Below are 19029 nucleotides of genomic sequence, written 5' to 3'. Positions count from 1 at the left end.
GGGTGTGGAGCGCTCCGGCGCTTGACCTCAACCATGCTTGAGGAAGAACACTGGTGGCATGACGACGCCAGCCACCTTCTCCAGGTACGCCGACCTTCCGGCCCTGATCGGGCTCATGGAGGGTGACGAGAAGCACAACGCCGCCGCCCACTCGACCCTCGACGTCCTCTGGGTCCTCTACGACCGGGTCCTGGCCGTCTCCCCCGAGACCGCCGAGGACCCGGCCCGGGACCGCTTCCTCCTGTCCAAGGGCCACGGCCCCGCCGCCTTCTACGCCGTCCTCGCCGCCAAGGGCTTCCTCGACGTGCCCACCCTGCGCGGCTGGACCGCCTTCGACTCGCCCCTGGGCCACCACCCGGACCGCGTCCTCGTTCCCGGCGCGGAGATCGGCAGCGGTTCCCTCGGCCACGGCCTCCCCCTCGGCCTCGGCACCGCGCTGGGCCTGCGCGCCCAGGACGTGCGCCGGGCGGACGGAACGCGACCCCGCGTCGTCGTGCTGGTCGGCGACGGAGAGCTCGACGAGGGCAGCAACCACGAGGCCATCGCCGCCGCCGGGCGACTGGGCGCCGACGAACTCACCGTCGTGGTCATCGACAACGCCTCCGCCACCCACGGCTGGCCCGGCGGCATCGGCCGCAGGTTCGAGATCGAGGGCTGGGAGACCCGCGAGGTCCGGGCCCGCGACCACGACGCCCTCCACGACGCCTTCACCCGCGAGCACACCGGACGGCCACTCGTCGTCGTCGCCCGCGTCCGCAACGGAATCTGAAAGCGAGTCAGGTCATGCGTGACACCTTCGCCGCCGCCGCCCACGAGGCGCTCGACAACGACCCCCGTACCGCCGTGGTGCTCGCCGCCATCTCGGCGGGGATGTTCCGCCGCGCCGCCGCCCGCCACCCCCGGAGGGTGATCGACCTCGGCATCCGCGAGCAGGCGATGATCGGCGTCGCCGGGGGCCTGGCGCTCTCCGGAATGCGCCCCATCGTGCACAGCTACGCGCCGTTCCTGGTCGAACGGCCCTTCGAACAGCTCAAGATCTCCCTCGGCCACCAGGCCGTCGGCGCGATCCTGGTGAGCATCGGCGCCTCCCACGACACCTCCTCCGAGGGCCGGACCCACCAGGCCCCCGAGGACGTCGCCGTGCTGGACGCGCTCCCCGGCTGGACGGTCCACGTGCCCGGCCACCCCGACGAGGTCCGCGCCGTGATGGAGGCTGCGGTTCCCGGGGACGACCTGGTGTACCTGCGGTTGTCCACCCAGACCAACCGGACCGCGATGCCCGTGGGGCCGCGCCTCACCGTGGTGCGCACCGGCTCCTCCCGCTCCGCCGGGGTGGTGGTGGCGGTGGGGCCCATGCTGGACCGGGTTCTGGAGGCCACCGCGGGGATGGACGTCACCGTGGCGCACACCTCCACCGTGCGCCCCTTCGACCACGAGGGCCTCAGCGCGCTCGCCGGGGCGGCGGGCAACGCCGACGTGCTCATCGTGGAGCCCTACCTCAAGGGGACCTCCGCCCACGAGGTGGCCGAGGCCCTGTCCGACCGCCGCCACCGGCAGCTCTCCCTCGGGGTGTCCCGACGGACCGAGGTACGCGGCTACGGCACCGCCGCCGACCACGACCGGGTCCACGGCCTGGACACCGAGGGAATCGCGAAGTCCGCCCGCGACTTCTTCCTGGTGTAGGGCGGACCCGGACTCGGGACCGCCGACCGACCCGCCCGGGGCCTCGCGTGGTGCGGCCCCGGGCGTTCCCCAGGGGACGGCGCGGTCCGCGCATCGTCGCGGGGGCAGCACAATGGAGGGTGATGACGAATCTGGTCAACCTTCAGGACGTGTCCCTGGCCTACGGGCCGCTCGTACTCCTCGACGAGGTGTCCCTCGGCGTGGACGAGGGCGAACGGATCGGGGTGGTCGGCCGCAACGGCGGCGGCAAGTCCACCATGATCTCCGTGCTCGCCGGGCGCACCGAACCCGACTCCGGCCGGGTCGTGCACAACCGCGGGCTGCGGGTCGGCTTCCTGCACCAGCGCGACGACTTCCCCGACAGCACCGTCGGCGAGTTCGTGCTGGGCGATCGGGCCGAGCACGAGTGGGCGGGGGACGCGCGCATCCGCGACATCCTCCGGGGCCTGCTCGGCGGTTGGGACCTGAACACGCCCATGTCCGGGCTGTCCGGCGGCGAGCGCCGCCGCTCCGGGCTGGCGCGCCTGCTGGTGGACGACCACGACCTGATCATCCTGGACGAGCCCACCAACCACCTCGACATCGAGGGCATCGCGTGGCTGGCCGAGCACCTGCGCGGCCGCCCCGAGGCCCTCGTGGTCGTGACCCACGACCGGTGGTTCCTGGACGCCGTGACCACCCGCACCTGGGAGGTCGGGCGCGGCACGGTCGAGCGCTACGAGGGCGGGTACGCCGCCTACGTGCTGGCCAAGGCCGAACGCGACCGCCAGGCCGCGGCCGAGGAGGACCGCCGCCAGAACCTCATGCGCAAGGAGCTCGCCTGGCTGCGCAGGGGAGCGCCCGCGCGCACGTCCAAGCCGAAGTTCCGCATCGAGGCGGCCAACCAGCTCATCGCGAACGAGCCGCCGCCGCGCGACTCCGTGGAACTGGTCCGCTTCGCCAGCTCGCGGCTGGGCAAGACGGTCATCGACCTCAAGAACGTCTCCGTCGCCATCCCCGACCGCACCCTGCTGGACGAGCTCACCTGGCAGCTGGGTCCCGGCGACCGGGTCGGGCTGGTCGGCGTGAACGGCGCGGGCAAGTCCACCCTGTTGAAGATCCTCGCCGAGGAGCGTGCCCCGGACTCCGGCAGCGTGCGCACCGGCCGGACCGTCAAGCTGGCGCACCTGTCCCAGAACGTCGTCGAGCTCGACCCCACCGCCCGGCCCCTCCAGGCCGTCATGGACGTGCGCGAGCACATCACCATCGGCAAGCGCGACTACACCGCGAGCCAGATGCTGGAGAAGTTCGGCTTCCGGGGCGAGCGCCAGTGGACGCCCATCGGCGACCTGTCCGGCGGTGAGCGGCGCAGGCTCCAGCTGCTGCGCCTGCTCATGGACGAGCCCAACGTGCTGCTGCTGGACGAGCCCACCAACGACCTCGACATCGAGACCCTCACCGAGTTGGAGGACCTGCTCGACGGCTGGCCGGGCTCCCTCGTGCTGGTCAGCCACGACCGGTACTTCCTGGAGCGGATCACCGACCGCGTGCTCGCCCTGATGGGCGACGGCACCCTCGCGTTCCTGCCCGGCGGGGTCGACGAGTACCTGGAGCGCCGCGAGGCCGGCGCGGGTGAGGTCACCGTTCCGCTGGGCGCCTCCGAGACCGCCGTCCAGGAGCCCGCGGCCGCCCCGGCGGTGTCCCAGGCCGAGCGCCGCGCCGCACAGAAGGAGATGCAGCGAGTCGAACGGCGGATGGACAAGATCGCCAAGCGTGAGGAGCGGCTGCACGAGCTGATGGCCGCCGCCGCGGAGGACTACACCCGGCTCGCCGAACTCGACGCGGAGGCCAAGACCCTCGCGTCGGAGAAGGAGGAGCTGGAGATGGTCTGGCTGGAGCAGGCCGAGCTGGTCGGCGACTGACCCCCCGGGGGGCGCACACCGTCGGGCGGAGGCGGGGCGGGGCCCGGCCGCCGTAGGCTGCTCGCAGGGCGTGTACGGCCCCCAACCCAGGAGGAGACGCCATGGCTGACCTGGACGAGATCCCGGTGACCCTGATCGACGGCCGCGAGACCACCTTCGGCGAGTGGTCCGGGAAGGTGCGCCTGGTGGTGAACGTGGCCTCCCGGTGCGGGCTCACGCCGCAGTACGGCGCCCTGGAGGCACTCCAGGAGCGCTACGCGGACCGCGGGTTCACCGTGATCGGGTTCCCCAGCAACCAGTTCCTCCAGGAGTTCGGAGGTGAGGAGAAGATCGCCGAGTACTGTTCGACGACCTGGGGGGTGACCTTCCCCATGACCGCCAAGGTCAAGGTCAACGGACGCGGCCAGCACCCCCTCTACGCGGAGCTCACCCGGGCTCCGGACGCGCAGGGCCAGGCCGGACGGGTCAAGTGGAACTTCGAGAAGTTCCTGGTGCTCCCGGACGGCACCGTGCACCGCTTCCGGCCCGCGACCGTGCCCGACGCCCCCGAGGTCGTGGAGCTCATCGAGGCGTCCCTGCCCCGTGCCGCCTAGCGGACGCGTTCGAGGAAGGCCTCGGCGATCGTCCGGGCCCCGGCCGGGTTGGTGTGGATGTCCGGGCCCCGTTCGGTGTCGCACATCCAGGTGAGGTCGCAGACGCGCTGGAGGTTGGCGGGCAGGCCCGTGGTGCTGTCGGCGGGCACCTCGGTGTCGGCGTCGTCGAAGGCCTCGGCCACATCGGCCACGTCGATGCCCGCGGCCTCGTAGGAGTCGGTCAGCGACGTGTTCACCCGGTCGAGGAACCCCGTGCTGCGTGCGGCCCCCGGGGAGTCGACGAGCGCCAGCGCGAGGAACGGGTTGTAGTAGGTCATCCCGACGATCCGGGTGTTCGGTCCCGCCGCCTCGACCAGCCGGTCGGCGATCACCGGTACCTCGGTCTCCAGGCGTTCCAGGCCGTCCTCGACGCAGTCCTCGTCGATCGTGCCGGCGTCGTTCACACAGCCGGTGAAGTTGTTGCCCCCGATGGTGAGGGTGACGAGGGTGACCGCGTCGCCGTTGTCCCTCAGGAACTCCTCTGCCTGGTCGAGCTGGGACCCCGCCTCGTAGCGGTCGTCGCACCGGGGGAGGCCTCCGCCGACGAAGGTCGTGGTGTCCTCCCCGCCGCAGCCCATGCGCTCGTGTCGCAGGGTGGAGTCGGTGTCCCTCAGCGCGGTGTACAGGAGGTCGGTGTAGCCCTCGGAGGTCTCCTGGGCCCGCCCCCGCTCGTCGGGCTGTACGCCCACCGTGAGGGAGTCGCCCAGGGACAGGTAGTGGTGCGGTGTCGCGGCCGGTTCCCCGGTGTCGTCACCGGAACAGGCCGCGACGACGAGGACGGCGGCGACGGCGGCGGTCCAACGGATTCCCACGGTTCCCAAGGCGCTCTCCTGTCGGGAGGTGACGGGCGCCCCCGGGGTCACCCTTGCGGGCCGGACGGGGTCCTGTCGAGGGGCGCGAGAAGGCTTCTCAGCAACGATGCCAGCTGTTCGCGCTCGGCGGCGGGCATCGGCGCGAGAAGGGTCTCCTCGTAGCTGAGGAGGGAGGCCAGGGCGGCGTCGATCCGCTCGGCCCCGCGTTCGGTCAGGCGTACCAACACGCCGCGCTTGTCGGCCGGGTCGGGGCGGCGGCGGACGAGTTCGGCGGCGGCCAGCCGGTCCACGCGGTTGGTCATGGTTCCGGAGGTGACCAGTGTGGCGCGCAACAGGCGCCCGGGGCTGAGCTCGTAGGGCGGGCCGGAACGCCGGAGCTCGGCCAGGACGTCGAACTCCCAGGGCTCCAGGGCGTGCTCGGTGAAGACGGTGCGGCGGGCGCGGTCGAGATGGCGGGCGAGCCGGGACACCCGGCTGAACACCTCCAGGGGTGTCACGTCCACGTCCGGCCGTTCGGAGCGCCACGCCTCGATCAGCCCATCCACCTCATCGCGCATGGGAACAGCATATCTCTTGACATCAAGATAGTGGGGCGGGTATACGAAGTACACCCGCCCCACTGGCGACCAGGGACGACACCGGTCCTGTGGTCGGCGCCACAGGGGGTCAGCCCGAGCGCCTCCCGCGCGTGTCCAGCCTCGGCTTGGACTCCAGCGCGGAGAGACCGTTCCAGGCCAGGTTCACCAGGTGCGCCGCCACCACCTCGCGCTTGGGCCTGCGCACCTCCAGCCACCACTGGCCGGTCAGCGCCCACATGCCCACCAGGGCCTGCGCGTACATCGGCGCGAGCGCCGGGTCGTAGCCGCGTTCGGCGAACTCGTCCGCCATGATGTGCTCGACCTGGCTGGCGATGTCGTTGATCAGACTCGCGAAACTGCCGGTCCCGGAGGCCACGTGCGAGTCACGGGTGAGCACCCGGAACCCCACGCTGTCCTCCTCGACGTAGCGCAGCAGGGCCAGGGCTGCCTTCTCGATCTTGCTTCGGGCGTGGTCGGCGGTGAGGGCCTCGCCCATCATGTCCAGGAGCGTACGCATCTCCCGGTCCACGACGACGGCGTAGATGCCCTCCTTGCCACCGAAGTGCTCGTAGACCACGGGCTTGGACACCCCGGCCCGCGAGGCGATCTCCTCGACGGAGGTCGCGTCGAACCCTCGTTCGGCGAACAGCTCCCGGCCGATCTCCAACAGCTGTTGCCGACGCTCCTTGCCCGTCATGCGCTTTCGGCGCACGCGGGTCCCCTGCTCGCTGTCGGCTGCTCCCATGATGGTTACCGATCCTAGACCTTGACCCGCTTGGCGGCGAGTCGTTCGTTGTTGGGCCAGCGCACCTTGGTGGCCCACCCGAACTTCTCGAAGATCCAGATGATCCGGGCGGAGATGTCGATCTGGCCCTTCAGCACACCGTGGCGGGCGCAGGTCGGGTCGGCGTGGTGCAGGTTGTGCCAGGACTCGCCGAACGACGGGATGGCCAGCCACCACACGTTGCGGGAGCGGTCGCGGACCTCGAAGTTCTCCTCGCCGATGGTGTGGCAGATGGAGTTGATCGACCAGGTGACGTGGTGCAGCAGCGCGATGCGGACCAGGCTCGCCCAGAAGAACGCGGTGACCGCGCCCCACACGGACATGGTGACCAGGCCGCCGATGGCGGCGGGGGCGAAGAGCGAGAACAGCACGATCGGGAGGAACAGCTTGTCGACGAGGACGACGTCCTTGTCCTTGAGCAGGTCCGGGGTGAAGCGGCGCGGCGAGGTCTTCTTCTCGTCCAGGTACATCCACGCCATGTGGGCGTAGTACATGCCCTTGGCCACGGACTTCCAGTCGTCGCCGAAGCGCCACGGCGAGTGCGGGTCGCCCTCGGCGTCGGCGTACTTGTGGTGGCGCCGGTGGTCGGCCACCCACTTGATGACGCTGCCCTCGATGGCCATGGAGCCCGCGACCGCCAGCGCGATCCGCAGAGGGCGCTTGGCCTTGAACGAGCCGTGGGTGAAGTGGCGGTGGAATCCGACCGTGATGCCCAGGCCACTGATCACGTAGAAGACGGTGGCGATGACGATGTCGGTCATCGACAGGCCCCAGCCCCAGAAGAACGGCACCGCGGCGAGCAGGGCGATCAGGGGGACGAACACGAACGCGAAGACGGTGTAGCGCTCGGCCTTGCCCCGGAGTTCGGGCTCGTACTCGGGGATCGCCTCGCGCCTGGGCGCGTCGGCGGTACCGGTGGGCGTCACGGCGCCATCGGTGGGCACCTCGGGGGCTGCGGTCATGGGTCTTGCACACCTCGTCACGGAGAACGTCGTCGCCGGTCGGGACGGCGTCACGGGCACCGGAGCACCCGTCGGGACGGCCCAACCTATTCCTACGTAACCGTAACCTACGACCCCGTAGGTTTGGCAAGCCCCCGGGGAGAGGCGCTATGTTGGTGTCGAACGTCCGGGCCGGTGCCCGGAGCGTTCCCGGATGATGTAATCGGCAGCATCTGGGGTTTTGGTCCCCATCGTCCAGGTTCGAGCCCTGGTCCGGGAGCTACCCAGCCGTCCCGCGACCGGCCTCCCACGGAGGCCGGGACGCACCCCGCACCACGCGGAAGACGGCGGCGGCGCAACTCACACCCGCGCCCGGCCCGCCCGCCCCACCGGGCGTCCGCCGGGCCGCCGCGCGCGGCGGGCCTCACGTGCCTGATGGGCGCCGGTGACGCGCATGTATCCTTCCCATGTCGGCCGCTGGTCATCCGACGGCCGCCCGCGCGGCATGCGGGTCGCGCCGCCGAAGGGTGAGCCGACGTTCATATGCCAGCTATCACGAGGGGTCTCCTCCAGTGAGCGTGAACCGTCCGGCTGCCGTGATCATCCTCGCGGCGGGTGAGGGCACCCGAATGAAGTCGAAGCTTCCCAAGGTCCTTCACGAACTCAACGGCCGCAGCATGCTCGGCCACGTGCTCCACGCGTCCCAAGAACTCGAACCCCGCGACACCGTGGTGGTCGTCGGCCACGCGCGCGACCGGGTGAGAGCCCACCTGGCGGAGACGGCCCCGCAGGCCGTCACGGCCGTGCAGGAGGAACAGAACGGCACCGGCCACGCCGTGCGCATGGCTGTGGAGGACCTCGCGGCCAAGGGCGTGGAACTCTCCGGAACCGTCGTCCTCACCTGCGGTGACACCCCGCTGTTGCGCGGCTCCACACTCGCCTCGCTGGTCGCGGCGCACGAAGAGGAGGGCAACGCGGTCACCGTGCTGTCCGCCCGGGTCCCCGACCCCCACGGCTACGGCCGCATCGTGCGCGACGCGGACGGCGCCTTCACCGCGATCGTCGAGCACGCCGACGCCACGCCCGAGCAGCACCTCGTCGACGAGATCAACTCCGGGATGTACGCCTTCGACGGCGCCCTGTTGAGCCAGGTCGTCAAGCGCCTGTCCACGGACAACGCCAAGGGCGAGGAGTACATCACCGACGCGGTCGCCCTGCTGCGCGGCGACGGCCACCGGGTGGACGCCTGGAGCGCCGAGGACTGGAACGAGGTCCAGGGCGTCAACAACCGGCTCCAGCTCTCCGAGGCACGCCGCGTCCTGAACGACCGGGTGCTGGCCGAGCACATGCTGGCCGGGGTCACCGTCATCGACCCCGCCTCGACCTGGATCGACGTCCAGGTCCGCATCGGGCAGGACACCGTGGTCGAGCCGGGCACCCGCCTCCGGGGCGCCACCGTCATCGGCGAGGACGCGCTGATCGGCCCCGGAGCCGCGCTGACCGACACGGTCGTCGGCGACGGCGCGAAGGTCGTGCAGACCACCGCCGACGGCGCGGAGATCGGCCCGGAGGCCACCGTCGGCCCCTACACCTACCTCCGGCCGGGCACCCGCCTGGCCGAGCGGACCAAGGCCGGAGCCTTCGTCGAGGTCAAGAACTCGAATGTCGGCACCGGCTCGAAGATCCCGCACCTGACCTACGTCGGGGACGCGGATATCGGCGTGGGCAGCAACATCGGCTGCTCCTCGGTGTTCGTCAACTACGACGGGGTCAACAAGTCCCGGAGCACCATCGGCGACCACGTCCGCATCGGCAGCGACAACACCATCGTCGCGCCGGTCACCGTGGGCGACGGGGCCTACTCCGGTGCGGGGACCGTGGTCCGTGACGATGTCCCGCCCGGTGCCCTGGCGATCTCCGAAGGACACCGGCAGCGTAACGTCGAGGGCTGGACGCGGCGCAAGCGTCCGGGAACTCCGCCCGCCGAGGCGGCGGAGCAGGCGGAACGGCACAGAGCCGACACCGCGAACAAGCAGTGACTGTGGGGGAGAAACACGTGACTGGCATGAAGGCCACCGGCCAGAAACAACTGATGCTGTTCTCGGGGCGCACGCACCCGGCCCTGGCCGAGGAGGTGGCGAAGGAGCTGGGGATCGAGGTGGTCCCCACCCGCTTCGACACCTTCGCCAACGGCGAGATCTTCATGCGGTACCTGGAGTCGGTGCGCGGCAGCGACGCGTTCGTCATCCAGAGCCACGCCGACCCGGTCAACGAGTCGATCATGGAGCAGCTGATCATGGTGGACGCGCTCAAGCGGGCCTCCGCCAAGCGCATCACCGTGGTCACGCCCATCCTCGGCTACGCCCGCCAGGACAAGAAGCACCGGGGCCGCGAGCCCATCTCCTCGCGCCTGGTCACCGACCTGTTCCGGACCGCCGGCGCCGACCGGATGATGGCCGTCGACCTGCACACCGACCAGATCCAGGGCTTCTTCGACGGCCCGGTGGACCACCTCTTCGCGCTGCCGATCCTGGCCGACCACATCGCCAGCCAGGTCGAGCACTCCGAGATCACCGTGGTCTCGCCGGACGCGGGCCGCGTGCGGACCGCCGACCGCTGGGCGGACCGCCTGGGCGCCCCGCTGGCCATCATCCACAAGCGCCGCGACCCCGACGTCGCCAACCAGGTCAAGGTGCACGAGGTCGTCGGTGAGGTCAAGGACCGCGTGTGCGTCCTGGTCGACGACATGATCGACACCGGCGGCACCATCGTGAAGGCCTCGGAGGCCCTCTTCGAGCAGGGCGCGAAGAAGGTCCTGGTCGCCGCCACGCACGGTGTGCTGTCCGGCCCGGCCGCCGAGCGCCTCCAGAACTCGCGCATCTCCGAGGTGGTCATCACCAACTCCCTCCCGGTGCCGGAGGAGCGCTCGTTCGAGAAGCTCACCCAGCTCTCGATCGCGCCGCTGGTCGCCCGCGCGATCAACGAGGTCTTCACCGACGGTTCGGTCACGAGCCTGTTCGACTAGGCGTAACGGCACCCGTGCCCGGCACGGGTGCCGTCCGGTCCCCCCGGGACCACCCATGTACGGAGTCGTCACCAGAGACAGTAGACTTGACCGAGTGTCCCCGTGTCCGGGTGGAGTCCGTTTGGTGTCTCCTCCTGGAACCAACACGGGCAGGGGTGCGCGACGAGCGTTCCCGGGCCGGACGGGTCCGGTGACGGCTCGCCGGGCACGCCTGGAACCCGGGCGGTCGAGTCCTCAGCGAGCTGGGTGACCCCGTCGCAATTCTTCGCCGAGGGCGAGAATCGTTCGTACTACTGGAGTCGTGTGCCCCGTGCTGCGGGGTTGAACCCGAGGAGTTTTGTCGTGTCCGAGGTACGTATCGCTGCCGAGCCCCGCACGGAATTCGGCAAGGGCGCCTCCCGTCGCGCCCGCCGCGCGGGTAAGGTGCCGGCCGTCCTCTACGGCCACGGCACCGAGCCCCGCCACCTGAACCTGCCGGGCCACGAGCTCATGCTCGCCCTGAAGACCCCGAACGTCCTGATCCGCCTCGACGGCCTGGACAAGGACAACCTTGCCCTCCCCAAGAGCGTGCAGCGCGACGCCATCAAGGGCTTCCTGGAGCACATCGACCTGCTGGTCGTCTCCAAGGGCGAGAAGGTCGAGGTCGAGATCAACGTCTCCCTCACCGGTGAGGTCAAGGCTCCCGGCGTGCTCAACCAGGAGCTCGTCACCGTGACCGTCGAGGCCGAGGCCACCCGTATCCCCGACGGTGTCGAGTTCGACATCGAGGGCCTGGAGGTCGGCGCCAACCCGACCGCCGCCGACCTGAAGCTGCCCGCGGGCGTTTCCCTGGTCACCGACCCCGAGTCGATCCTGCTCACCGTCTCCGCGCCGCGCGTGGAGGAGGAGCCGGAGACCAGCGCCGAGGCCGCCGGTACCGCGGAGGCCCCCGCCGAGTAGGCGCGGTTCCGCACCAGATCGCACCGAGCGCGCGGTCCCCGATCCGGGGGCCGCGCGTTCTGCGTGTGGCGGGCGGCGGGCACGGTGCCGGTAGTGTCGGTCGGCATGTGGAATGTGTTCAGCAGGTGGGGCAACCGGAAGAGCGGGGACGGCGGGGACATGGCGGAGGCGGAGCGCTGGCTGGTGGTCGGGTTGGGTAACCCGGGCCCGAAGTACGCGGGCAACCGGCACAACGCGGGGTTCATGGTGGTGGACGCCATGGCCGCCGAGAAGGGTGAGCGCTGGAAGGCCCACAAGGCGCACGCGGAGGTCGTGGAGACCCGGATCGAGGGCGCCTCGGTGGTCCTGGCCAAACCGCGCACCTTCATGAACCTGTCCGGCGGGCCGATCGCCGGGCTGGCCCGGTTCTACAAGGTCCCGATGGAGCGCGTCATCGTCGTGCACGACGAGATGGACATCGACTACGGGGCCCTCAAGCTGAAGAAGGGCGGCGGTTCCGGCGGCCACAACGGGCTGAAGTCGGCCACGTCCTCCCTGTCCGGCCCGGACTACCTGCGGGTGCGCTTCGGGGTGGGCCGCCCGCCGGGTCGGATGGACCCGGCCGCCTACGTGCTGCGGGACTTCTCCTCGACCGAGGCGCCGGAGCTGGACCTGAACGTGGAACGGGCCGCCGACGCGGTGCGGACCATCCTCAAGGACGGCCTGGACCGGGCACAGAACATCTTCCACACCGCCGCCTGACCCCCGGCCGGTCCCGGTTTTCAGCCGCGCAGCAGGCGCCAAGCGGCCAGGGCGGTGTCCGCGGGGGCGCGGCCGCCCCGGGCCGCGTGGGCGATCACCCCGACCAGGGCTCCGCCCAGGTGGGCGGCGTGCAGGTCCGTCGGGACGTCGTCGAACCCGGGCGGTCGGGCCCCCTCGGAGAAGCGTTCGGCCAACACCTCGGTGATCCGGTCGCGGAGGCGGTGGGTGAAGCGGGCACTGCCGCGTTCGGAGAACATCCGCCGGTAGAGCACCGCGTGCTCGGCCACGTGCGCGAACAGTGCCTCCAGCGGCTCGGGTGCCCGGTCGCGCGGAGCGTCCAACGGGCACAGCTCGGCACATCGCGTGACATGGGAGACCGCCCCCTCCATGGCGTCGGAGACCAGGGCCTCCAGATCGGCGTAGTGCTGGTAGGCGGTGGCCCGGTTGACCTCGGCGCGCCGGGCCACGGAGGCCATCGTCACGGAGTCCAGTTCGTGCTCGGCGGCGAGGGAGAGTAGCGCCGCGCGCAGGCGGTCGCGGGTGCGCCGTACCCGGGGGTCGTCGGGGTTCATCCTCTGATCGTAGACGACGCGGCCATTAAAAAGACACGTGTTGTTTTAGCAACATGTGTCGTTTATGTTGGCGGTATGCAACTGAGAGTGGAGATCTGGGCGGACGTGGTCTGCCCCTGGGCCTACATCGGCAGGCGGCGCCTCGCGAGGGCGGACGGCTCGGTCGGGGTCGTCTGGCGGCCGTACCGCATCGACCCTTCGGCGCCCGCCGTGGCCGAGCCCCTGGCGGAGGTGCTCCGCGACCCCCGCGTGGACGAGGCGCTGCGTTCGTGCGCGCCGCACCTGACCCCCGCCCAGAACCGGGACCGGGTCGCCGGGATCGCCCGTGAGGAGGGCCTCGGCGACCGGTGGGGCGCGGCCTGGCGGGCCAGCAGTCACGACGCCCACCGCCTCATCGCCCTGGCGGAGGAGGCGGGCGGACCGGAGCTCCAGGACGTCGTGGCCGAGGGAGTCATGGACGCCCACTTCGTCCGCGCCCGGGACATCTCCGATCCCCGTGTCCTGGAGGAGGTGGCCGTCGCGTCGGGTTTCGCCGACGGTTTCCCCCTCCTCGCGGCGGGCGGGGGAGAGGAGCGGGTGCGGGAGCTGCTCCTCACGGGGCGCGCGGACGGCGTGCGTACATCACCGACCCTTGTCGCTCGGGGCACCTCCCTGGCCGGGGCCCACGAGCCCGGGGTGATCCGGGACTTCCTGACGGAGGCGTCGCGGAGGCGTCCGCGGGAGCTGCCCGCGGAGGTGGTGCGCTTGCGCAGGGCGGAGTCCCTGCTCGACCAGGGCGACCCGCTGGGGGCGCTCGACCTGCTCCGGCCGTTGCGTGAGGAGCACGCCCGGGACCGCAACGTCCGCTTCCTCGCGGCGCGCGCCTACTACCGCTCCGCCCAGCTGAACCGCGCGCTCCGACTCCTGGAGGAGCTGCTGGAGGAGTCGGCCGACGACGCCTACACGCACCTCCTGCTCGGGCGTACGCTCCAGCGGCTGGGGCGGCACGGGGAGGCCGGTCCGCACATCAGGCTGGCCGCGGTGATGGACCCGCCCCTGGCCTGACGGAGAGGCCCGGGCGGCATCACGTTCCGCGCATGATTTCGGTCGGGCCTGTTTCCGGAGAGTACTTGTCCCAAAGAAGACGCCCTGTGTGGTCTCGGGACAGACACATTCTCGGTGGGAACGGGACTTCTTCCCCAACAGGCCGCCACTCCCAGCGACTTTTCCACTACTTTTGGTTACTGTTCGGGTTGACGGCAGGCGTTCTGTGCCCGGCGAGAATCCCATCCCCGCCCTTCGCGTGGTCCCACGCGCCCGGGGGTGGTCACCCATGGTGAGTAGTGGAAGCCGTACGTGCTCTTGGGGGATACGTGGTGACAACCAGCGGGACCGTCCAGGGAAAGCCCTCCGTTCGGCGGCGGGAGCATCCGGCGCGGCCCATCACGCCGACCACCGGAATCCGCCGGATTCCGGTCAACACCGGACCCCGCGCCGACGCGTGGCTGCGGCCCTACGTCCTCGGCCTGGTCGCCCTGGACCTGCTCGCCGCCCTCCTCGCCGCCCTGGCCGGAACCACGGTCCGCTTCCACGACGCGCTCCTGGCCCACAGCACCACGCCCTACCTGCTGCTCACGTTGGTCCTGCCGCCGGTCTGGATCGTCTTCGTCCACCTCGGCGGCGGCTACGAACGGCGCTTCCTGGGAGTCGGTACCGAGGAGTACCGCCGGGTCGCGGTCGCCGGGGCGGTCCTGGCCGCGACCGTCGCCATCGGCGCCTACGCCGTCAAGTTCGACCTGGCACGCGGCTACGTCGTCGTCGCGCTCCCGCTGGTGGTCCTGCTCTCCCTCGGCCTGCGCTACGCCCGCCGCAAGGCGCTCCACCGGCGCCGACGCGCCGGCTCCTGTATGAGCGGGGTCGTGGTCGTCGGCTACAGCCGGTCGGCGAGCGACCTCATCCGCCGGTTCCGCGACGAGAACTACCACGGCATGCGGGTCGTGGGCGTGTGCCTGCCCCAGCAGGAGGACGACGTGACCGAGGTGGAGGGCTGCCCGGTCCTGGGCTCCTTCACCGACACGGCCACCGTCGCCGCCCTGGTCGGAGCCGACACCGTCGCCGTCCTGGCCTGCCCCGAGATGGACGGCGCCGAGCTGCGCCGTCTGGCCTGGGAACTGGAGAAGACCGGGACCGACCTCACCGTGGCCTCCGCGCTCATGGAGGTCGCCGGGCCCCGCACCACGATCCGCCCCGTGGCGGGCCTGCCCCTGCTGCACGTGGAACACCCCGAGCTGGAGGGCACACGGCGCCTGGTCAAGGGCGCCTTCGACCGCTGCGCCGCCGCGCTCGCGCTCCTTGTGCTCTCGCCCCTCTTCCTGGTCCTGAGCGTCCTCATCCGATCGGAGGGCGGCGGCCCCGCCTTCTTCAGGCAGACCCGCGTGGGTCGGGGCGGCACAGAGTTCACCGTGTACAAGTTCCGTACGATGGTGGTCGGGGCGGACGCCCTCAAGGCGCTCCTCCAGCCCCGGAACGAGCACGACGGCGTGCTGTTCAAGATGCGTAGGGACCCCAGGGTCACGCCCGTGGGGGCGTGGCTGCGACGCTACTCACTCGACGAGCTACCCCAGCTCGTCAACGTGGTGCGCGGAGAGATGTCGCTCGTCGGCCCCAGGCCCCCGCTGCCGGAGGAGGTCGCCCAGTACGGGCACGACGTCCGCCGTCGGCTGGTGGTCAAACCGGGGATGACGGGCCTGTGGCAGGTCAGCGGTCGATCCGACCTCTCTTGGGAGGAATCGGTCCGTCTCGATCTGCGGTACGTGGAAAACTGGTCGCTGACATTGGACATCCAGATCCTGTGGAAGACGTGGTCAGCGGTGATCCGTGGGGCGGGAGCATACTAGCCGGTGAACAACATCCGAAACGATCATGAGGTGGCTCGGGACCTCGCGAGCGAGGCCGGCCAGCTGCTGCTGCGCCTGCGCGCCCGCCACGGGTTCGACGAGCCCGAGGTGCTGCGCACCCTGGGGGACCGCACCTCGCACGAGTTCCTCTTCTCCGCGCTCGGCCGACTCAGGCCCAGCGACGCGGTGCTGTCCGAGGAGGGCGCGGACGACCCGTCCCGGCTGCGGGCTCGGCGGGTGTGGATCATCGACCCGCTGGACGGCACCCGGGAGTTCTCCGAGCCCGGCCGCACCGACTGGGCCGTGCACGTGGCGCTCTGGGAGAACGGCGACCTGGTCGCCGGGGCGGTCGCGCTGCCCGCCCAGGGCAGCTGCCTGTCCACGGTCGATCCGCCGTGGCTGCCGGAGGAGCGCCCCGAGGGGCAGCGGCTGCGCATCACCGCCAGCCGGACCCGGCCGCCCGCGTTCGTGCAGCGCATGGCGACCCAGATGGGCGCCGAGGTCGTTCCCATGGGGTCGGCGGGTGCCAAGATCTGCGCGGTGCTGCTCGGCATCGCCGACATCTACGTGCACGCGGGCGGCCAGTACGAGTGGGACAGCGCCGCGCCGGTGGCGGTCGCGCGGGCCGCGGGCCTGCACGCCTCCCGGATCGACGGCTCCGACCTGCGCTACAACGTAGCCGACCCGCTACTCCCCGATATCCTTGTATGCCGATCGGAATTGTCGGGTATGTTGTTGGCAAGCATCCGCGACGGCGCGGACCTTGACAGCGCCGGTCCGCACGCGGGGGGCTGAACCGCAGTACCCACCGCGGCGGAACCGGTCGTGAGTGTCGGTATTTCTAAGGCGGATTCCATGGGTCAGGCGAGTCAGCAGGCGCTCGGGCGCTACCAGCTCTCCCAGCTGGACGTCCTCGAAGCCGAGGCGATCTTCATCATGCGCGAGGTGGCGGCCGAGTTCGAGCGGCCGGTGCTGCTCTTCTCCGGCGGCAAGGACTCCATCGTGATGCTGCGTCTGGCGGAGAAGGCCTTCTGGCCCGCCCCGATCCCGTTCCCCGTCATGCACGTGGACACCGGTCACAACTTCGCGGAGGTCATCGAGTTCCGGGACCGCCGCGTCGCCCAGGCCGGGGTCCGGCTGGTGGTCGCCTCGGTCCAGGAGCAGATCGACGCCGGGAAGGTCACCGAGCCGACCGGCCGGTGGGCCAGCCGCAACCGCCTCCAGACCGCGGCGCTGCTGGAGGCCATCGAGGAGCACGGGTTCGACGCCGCGTTCGGGGGCGCCCGCCGCGACGAGGAGAAGGCCCGGGCCAAGGAACGGGTCTTCTCCTTCCGTGACGAGTTCGGCCAGTGGGACCCCAAGAACCAGCGCCCCGAGCTCTGGAACGTGTACAACACCCGGATCAACCGCGACGAGCACATCCGGGTGTTCCCCATCTCCAACTGGACCGAGCTCGACGTGTGGGGCTACATCCGGCGTGAAGAGCTGGAGCTCCCCTCGATCTACTTCGCGCACGAGCGCAGCGTGTTCGAGCGCGACGGCATCCTGCTCGCCGACTCCCCGCTGATCCAGCGCGACGAGACCGAGAACCCCTTCACCGAGACCGTGCGCTACCGCACCGTGGGCGACCTCACCTGCACCGGTGCGGTCAAGTCCTCGGCGGTGGAGCTGGACGACATCATCGCGGAGATCGCCGCGACCCGGATCACCGAGCGCGGCCAGACCCGCGCCGACGACCGGGCCAGCGAAGCCGCGATGGAGGACCGCAAACGCGAGGGCTACTTCTAGGGCGTGTTCCGGCCCCGGCTCCGGCCGGGCCCGCACGGCGCCCCTCCTCCCGGCAGTCCATCCTTCGCGCATTGGAACAGGCACCATGAGCAACGACATCCTACGGTTCGCCACGGCGGGCTCCGTCGACGACGGCAAGAGCACCCTGATCGGCCGCCTGCTGTACGACTCCAAGTCCATCTTCGAGGACCAGCTCGACGCCGTGGAGCGCACCAGCGCCGCGCGCGGCGAGGAGCACACCAACCTCGCGCTGCTCACCGACGGTCTGCGGGCCGAGCGCGAGCAGGGCATCACCATCGACGTCGCGTACCGGTACTTCGCCACGCCCAAACGCACGTTCATCATCGCCGACACGCCCGGGCACATCCAGTACACCCGCAACATGGTCACCGGCGCCTCCACCGCCGACCTCGCGATCATCCTCGTGGACGCCCGCAAGGGCCTCCAGGAGCAGAGCCGCCGCCACGCCTTCCTCACCACCCTGCTCCAGGTGCCGCACCTGGTGCTCGCGGTGAACAAGATGGACCTGGTGGACTACTCCCAGGACCGTTTCGAGGAGATCAAGGCCGAGTTCGCGGAGTTCGCCGCCAAGCTCGACGCGCGCGACCTCACGTTCGTGCCGATCTCCGCCCTGCACGGCGACAACGTGGTCAGCCAGTCCCCGAACATGCCCTGGTACACGGGCGGGTCCCTGCTGCACCACCTGGAGAACGTGCACATCGCCTCGGACCGCAACCTGATCGACGCGCGCTTCCCCGTGCAGTACGTGATCCGGCCGCACCGCTCCGACGACCCCGAGCTGCACGACTACCGGGGGTACGCGGGCCAGCTCGCGGGCGGCGTCCTCAAGCCCGGGGACGAGGTCACCCACCTGCCCTCGGGCCTGTCCACCCGCATCGCGAGCATCCGGACGGCGGACGGGGAGGTGGCGGAGGCGTTCTCGCCGATGTCGGTCACCCTCCTGCTGGAGGACGACATCGACATCTCGCGGGGCGACATGATCTGCCGCCCCAACAACGCGCCGGCGGTGTCCCAGGACATCGAGGCGATGGTGTGCTGGATGACGGACGCGCGCAAGCTCACGCCGCGTTCCAAACTCGTCGTCAAGCACACCACCCGCACCGCCAGGGTGGTGGTGAAGGACCTGCGGTACCGGCTGGACGTGAACTCCCTGCACCGGGACGAGGCCGCGGGGCACCTGGGGCTCAACGAGATCGGCCGGGTGCGGCTGCGGGCCACCCAGCCCCTGTTCGTCGACGAGTACGCGAAGAACCGGCAGACCGGGGGGTTCATCCTCGTCGACGAGGCCACCAACACCACGGTGGGCGCGGGAATGGTCGTCAAAGCCGACTAGACGTACCCGGGAAAACGTCAAACATTCCTCACGGGGTCGCCTTTGTGCGGCCCCGTTTCGTGTGCCCTGAGTGGCGCCCGAAGAGGTCTGGTGTCGGACCGATCGGGGGCCGGTTTCTTACGGGGACATTTCCTTGTGTGAATCCTTGGAGCACTTTTTTGGTCCTCGGTGCCGATCGGGCCCGGGTCAATGGTGTGTCTGATGGAGCTCAAGTTACCCGGCGTTAGGGCCGTGTGCAGGGGCGAGAACCGAGCAGAGTGTCACCTCGAACGGAGCGATCCTGACCTTTCGGCTAGGTGTGCGGAGAGTGATCGTCGAGAAAAATTCTCTCAGCCCCTGGCAATCCGGGGTCAAGTCTGCCTAAAGTGTGCGAATCGCGTACGAGGTCGCAATCGAGCGAATA

18 protein-coding genes are annotated in these 19029 nt (G+C 70.5%); 13 read left to right on the top strand and 5 right to left on the bottom strand.

Going from position 1 to position 19029, the window contains the following annotated elements:
* Positions 1–58 precede the first annotated feature (58 nt).
* From ABZ635_RS18475 to ABZ635_RS18460, 4 genes are all read left to right on the top strand, one after another.
* Positions 59–769: a thiamine pyrophosphate-dependent enzyme gene (locus ABZ635_RS18475; RefSeq protein ID WP_357766366.1), complete on the top strand. Its 711-nt coding sequence runs from the start codon at positions 59–61 to the stop codon at positions 767–769.
* Between the two features lie 14 nt (positions 770–783).
* Positions 784–1683: a transketolase gene (locus ABZ635_RS18470; protein WP_357766363.1), complete on the top strand. Its 900-nt coding sequence runs from the start codon at positions 784–786 to the stop codon at positions 1681–1683.
* 122 nt (positions 1684–1805) lie between these two features.
* A complete protein-coding gene (locus ABZ635_RS18465) occupies positions 1806–3584 on the top strand; it encodes an ABC-F family ATP-binding cassette domain-containing protein (protein WP_357766360.1) in 1779 nt (592 codons plus the stop codon).
* Between the two features lie 101 nt (positions 3585–3685).
* Positions 3686–4177, top strand: a complete 492-nt coding sequence (locus ABZ635_RS18460; RefSeq protein ID WP_357766357.1) for a glutathione peroxidase — start codon at positions 3686–3688, stop codon at positions 4175–4177.
* Here ABZ635_RS18460 and ABZ635_RS18455 read toward each other — a convergent pair.
* The 4 genes from ABZ635_RS18455 to ABZ635_RS18440 form a co-directional block, all read right to left on the bottom strand.
* Complete coding sequence (locus ABZ635_RS18455; protein WP_357766419.1) at positions 4174–5028, bottom strand: GDSL-type esterase/lipase family protein; 855 nt, start codon at positions 5026–5028, stop codon at positions 4174–4176. The two genes, ABZ635_RS18460 and ABZ635_RS18455, sit on opposite strands and share 4 nt — an antisense overlap.
* A 47-nt stretch (positions 5029–5075) precedes the next feature.
* Positions 5076–5585, bottom strand: coding sequence for a MarR family transcriptional regulator (locus ABZ635_RS18450; protein ID WP_357766354.1), 510 nt, complete (start codon positions 5583–5585; stop codon positions 5076–5078).
* 109 nt (positions 5586–5694) lie between these two features.
* Positions 5695–6351, bottom strand: a complete 657-nt coding sequence (locus ABZ635_RS18445; RefSeq protein WP_357766352.1) for a TetR/AcrR family transcriptional regulator — start codon at positions 6349–6351, stop codon at positions 5695–5697.
* A gap of 14 nt (positions 6352–6365) precedes the next feature.
* Positions 6366–7352, bottom strand: a complete 987-nt coding sequence (locus tag ABZ635_RS18440) for a fatty acid desaturase (protein ID WP_357766349.1) — start codon at positions 7350–7352, stop codon at positions 6366–6368.
* A 551-nt stretch (positions 7353–7903) separates the two neighbouring features.
* Here ABZ635_RS18440 and glmU point away from each other — a divergent pair.
* The 4 genes from glmU to pth all read left to right on the top strand — a co-directional run bounded on the left by glmU (position 7904) and on the right by pth (position 12036).
* Positions 7904–9370, top strand: a complete 1467-nt coding sequence (glmU, locus tag ABZ635_RS18435) for a bifunctional UDP-N-acetylglucosamine diphosphorylase/glucosamine-1-phosphate N-acetyltransferase GlmU (RefSeq protein WP_357766346.1) — start codon at positions 7904–7906, stop codon at positions 9368–9370.
* A gap of 17 nt (positions 9371–9387) precedes the next feature.
* A complete protein-coding gene (locus ABZ635_RS18430; RefSeq protein ID WP_357766343.1) occupies positions 9388–10356 on the top strand; it encodes a ribose-phosphate diphosphokinase in 969 nt (322 codons plus the stop codon).
* Between the two features lie 342 nt (positions 10357–10698).
* A complete protein-coding gene (locus tag ABZ635_RS18425) occupies positions 10699–11295 on the top strand; it encodes a 50S ribosomal protein L25/general stress protein Ctc (RefSeq protein WP_357766340.1) in 597 nt (198 codons plus the stop codon).
* A gap of 105 nt (positions 11296–11400) precedes the next feature.
* Positions 11401–12036 carry an aminoacyl-tRNA hydrolase gene (gene pth, locus ABZ635_RS18420; RefSeq protein WP_357766337.1) on the top strand — a complete coding sequence of 212 codons (636 nt, stop codon included), beginning with the start codon at positions 11401–11403 and terminating at the stop codon, positions 12034–12036.
* A 20-nt stretch (positions 12037–12056) separates the two neighbouring features.
* On the opposite strand, the gene ABZ635_RS18415 is transcribed toward pth, so the two are convergent.
* Positions 12057–12608 (bottom strand): TetR-like C-terminal domain-containing protein, encoded by a 552-nt coding sequence (locus tag ABZ635_RS18415; RefSeq protein ID WP_357766334.1) that lies wholly within the window; start codon positions 12606–12608, stop codon positions 12057–12059.
* An 81-nt stretch (positions 12609–12689) separates the two neighbouring features.
* On the opposite strand from ABZ635_RS18415, the gene ABZ635_RS18410 reads away from it, so the two are divergent.
* The 5 genes from ABZ635_RS18410 (at position 12690) to cysN (ending at position 18626) form a co-directional block, all read left to right on the top strand.
* Positions 12690–13652 carry a DsbA family protein gene (locus ABZ635_RS18410; protein ID WP_357766416.1) on the top strand — a complete coding sequence of 321 codons (963 nt, stop codon included), beginning with the start codon at positions 12690–12692 and terminating at the stop codon, positions 13650–13652.
* A gap of 308 nt (positions 13653–13960) precedes the next feature.
* A complete protein-coding gene (locus ABZ635_RS18405; RefSeq protein ID WP_357766332.1) occupies positions 13961–15484 on the top strand; it encodes a sugar transferase in 1524 nt (507 codons plus the stop codon).
* Between the two features lie 3 nt (positions 15485–15487).
* Positions 15488–16279 (top strand): 3'(2'),5'-bisphosphate nucleotidase CysQ, encoded by a 792-nt coding sequence (locus ABZ635_RS18400; RefSeq protein WP_357766329.1) that lies wholly within the window; start codon positions 15488–15490, stop codon positions 16277–16279.
* 60 nt (positions 16280–16339) lie between these two features.
* Positions 16340–17272: a sulfate adenylyltransferase subunit CysD gene (gene cysD, locus ABZ635_RS18395; RefSeq protein ID WP_357766326.1), complete on the top strand. Its 933-nt coding sequence runs from the start codon at positions 16340–16342 to the stop codon at positions 17270–17272.
* 85 nt (positions 17273–17357) lie between these two features.
* Positions 17358–18626, top strand: a complete 1269-nt coding sequence (gene cysN / locus ABZ635_RS18390) for a sulfate adenylyltransferase subunit CysN (protein WP_357766323.1) — start codon at positions 17358–17360, stop codon at positions 18624–18626.
* Positions 18627–19029: the final 403 nt, after the last annotated feature.

It is taken from the genome of Nocardiopsis sp. NPDC007018 (assembly GCF_040635075.1).
In the GTDB taxonomy this organism is placed as follows: Bacteria; Actinomycetota; Actinomycetes; order Streptosporangiales; family Streptosporangiaceae; genus Nocardiopsis.
Note: the sequence above shows the minus strand (reverse complement) of the source record. Positions and strands in the feature narration are given on the sequence as shown.

What these genes read in the sequence shown, in the direction of transcription:
- ABZ635_RS18475 (WP_357766366.1), top strand. Translation starts at nt 59, where the DNA reads ATGACGACGCCAGCCACCTTCTCCAGGTACGCCGACCTTCCGGCCCTG.
- ABZ635_RS18470 (WP_357766363.1), top strand. Translation starts at nt 784, where the DNA reads ATGCGTGACACCTTCGCCGCCGCCGCCCACGAGGCGCTCGACAACGAC.
- ABZ635_RS18465 (WP_357766360.1), top strand. Translation starts at nt 1,806, where the DNA reads ATGACGAATCTGGTCAACCTTCAGGACGTGTCCCTGGCCTACGGGCCG.
- ABZ635_RS18460 (WP_357766357.1), top strand. Translation starts at nt 3,686, where the DNA reads ATGGCTGACCTGGACGAGATCCCGGTGACCCTGATCGACGGCCGCGAG.
- ABZ635_RS18450 (WP_357766354.1), bottom strand. Translation starts at nt 5,585, where the DNA reads ATGCGCGATGAGGTGGATGGGCTGATCGAGGCGTGGCGCTCCGAACGG.
- ABZ635_RS18445 (WP_357766352.1), bottom strand. Translation starts at nt 6,351, where the DNA reads ATGGGAGCAGCCGACAGCGAGCAGGGGACCCGCGTGCGCCGAAAGCGC.
- ABZ635_RS18440 (WP_357766349.1), bottom strand. Translation starts at nt 7,352, where the DNA reads ATGACCGCAGCCCCCGAGGTGCCCACCGATGGCGCCGTGACGCCCACC.
- pth (WP_357766337.1), top strand. Translation starts at nt 11,401, where the DNA reads ATGTGGAATGTGTTCAGCAGGTGGGGCAACCGGAAGAGCGGGGACGGC.
- ABZ635_RS18415 (WP_357766334.1), bottom strand. Translation starts at nt 12,608, where the DNA reads ATGAACCCCGACGACCCCCGGGTACGGCGCACCCGCGACCGCCTGCGC.
- cysD (WP_357766326.1), top strand. Translation starts at nt 16,340, where the DNA reads ATGGGTCAGGCGAGTCAGCAGGCGCTCGGGCGCTACCAGCTCTCCCAG.
- cysN (WP_357766323.1), top strand. Translation starts at nt 17,358, where the DNA reads ATGAGCAACGACATCCTACGGTTCGCCACGGCGGGCTCCGTCGACGAC.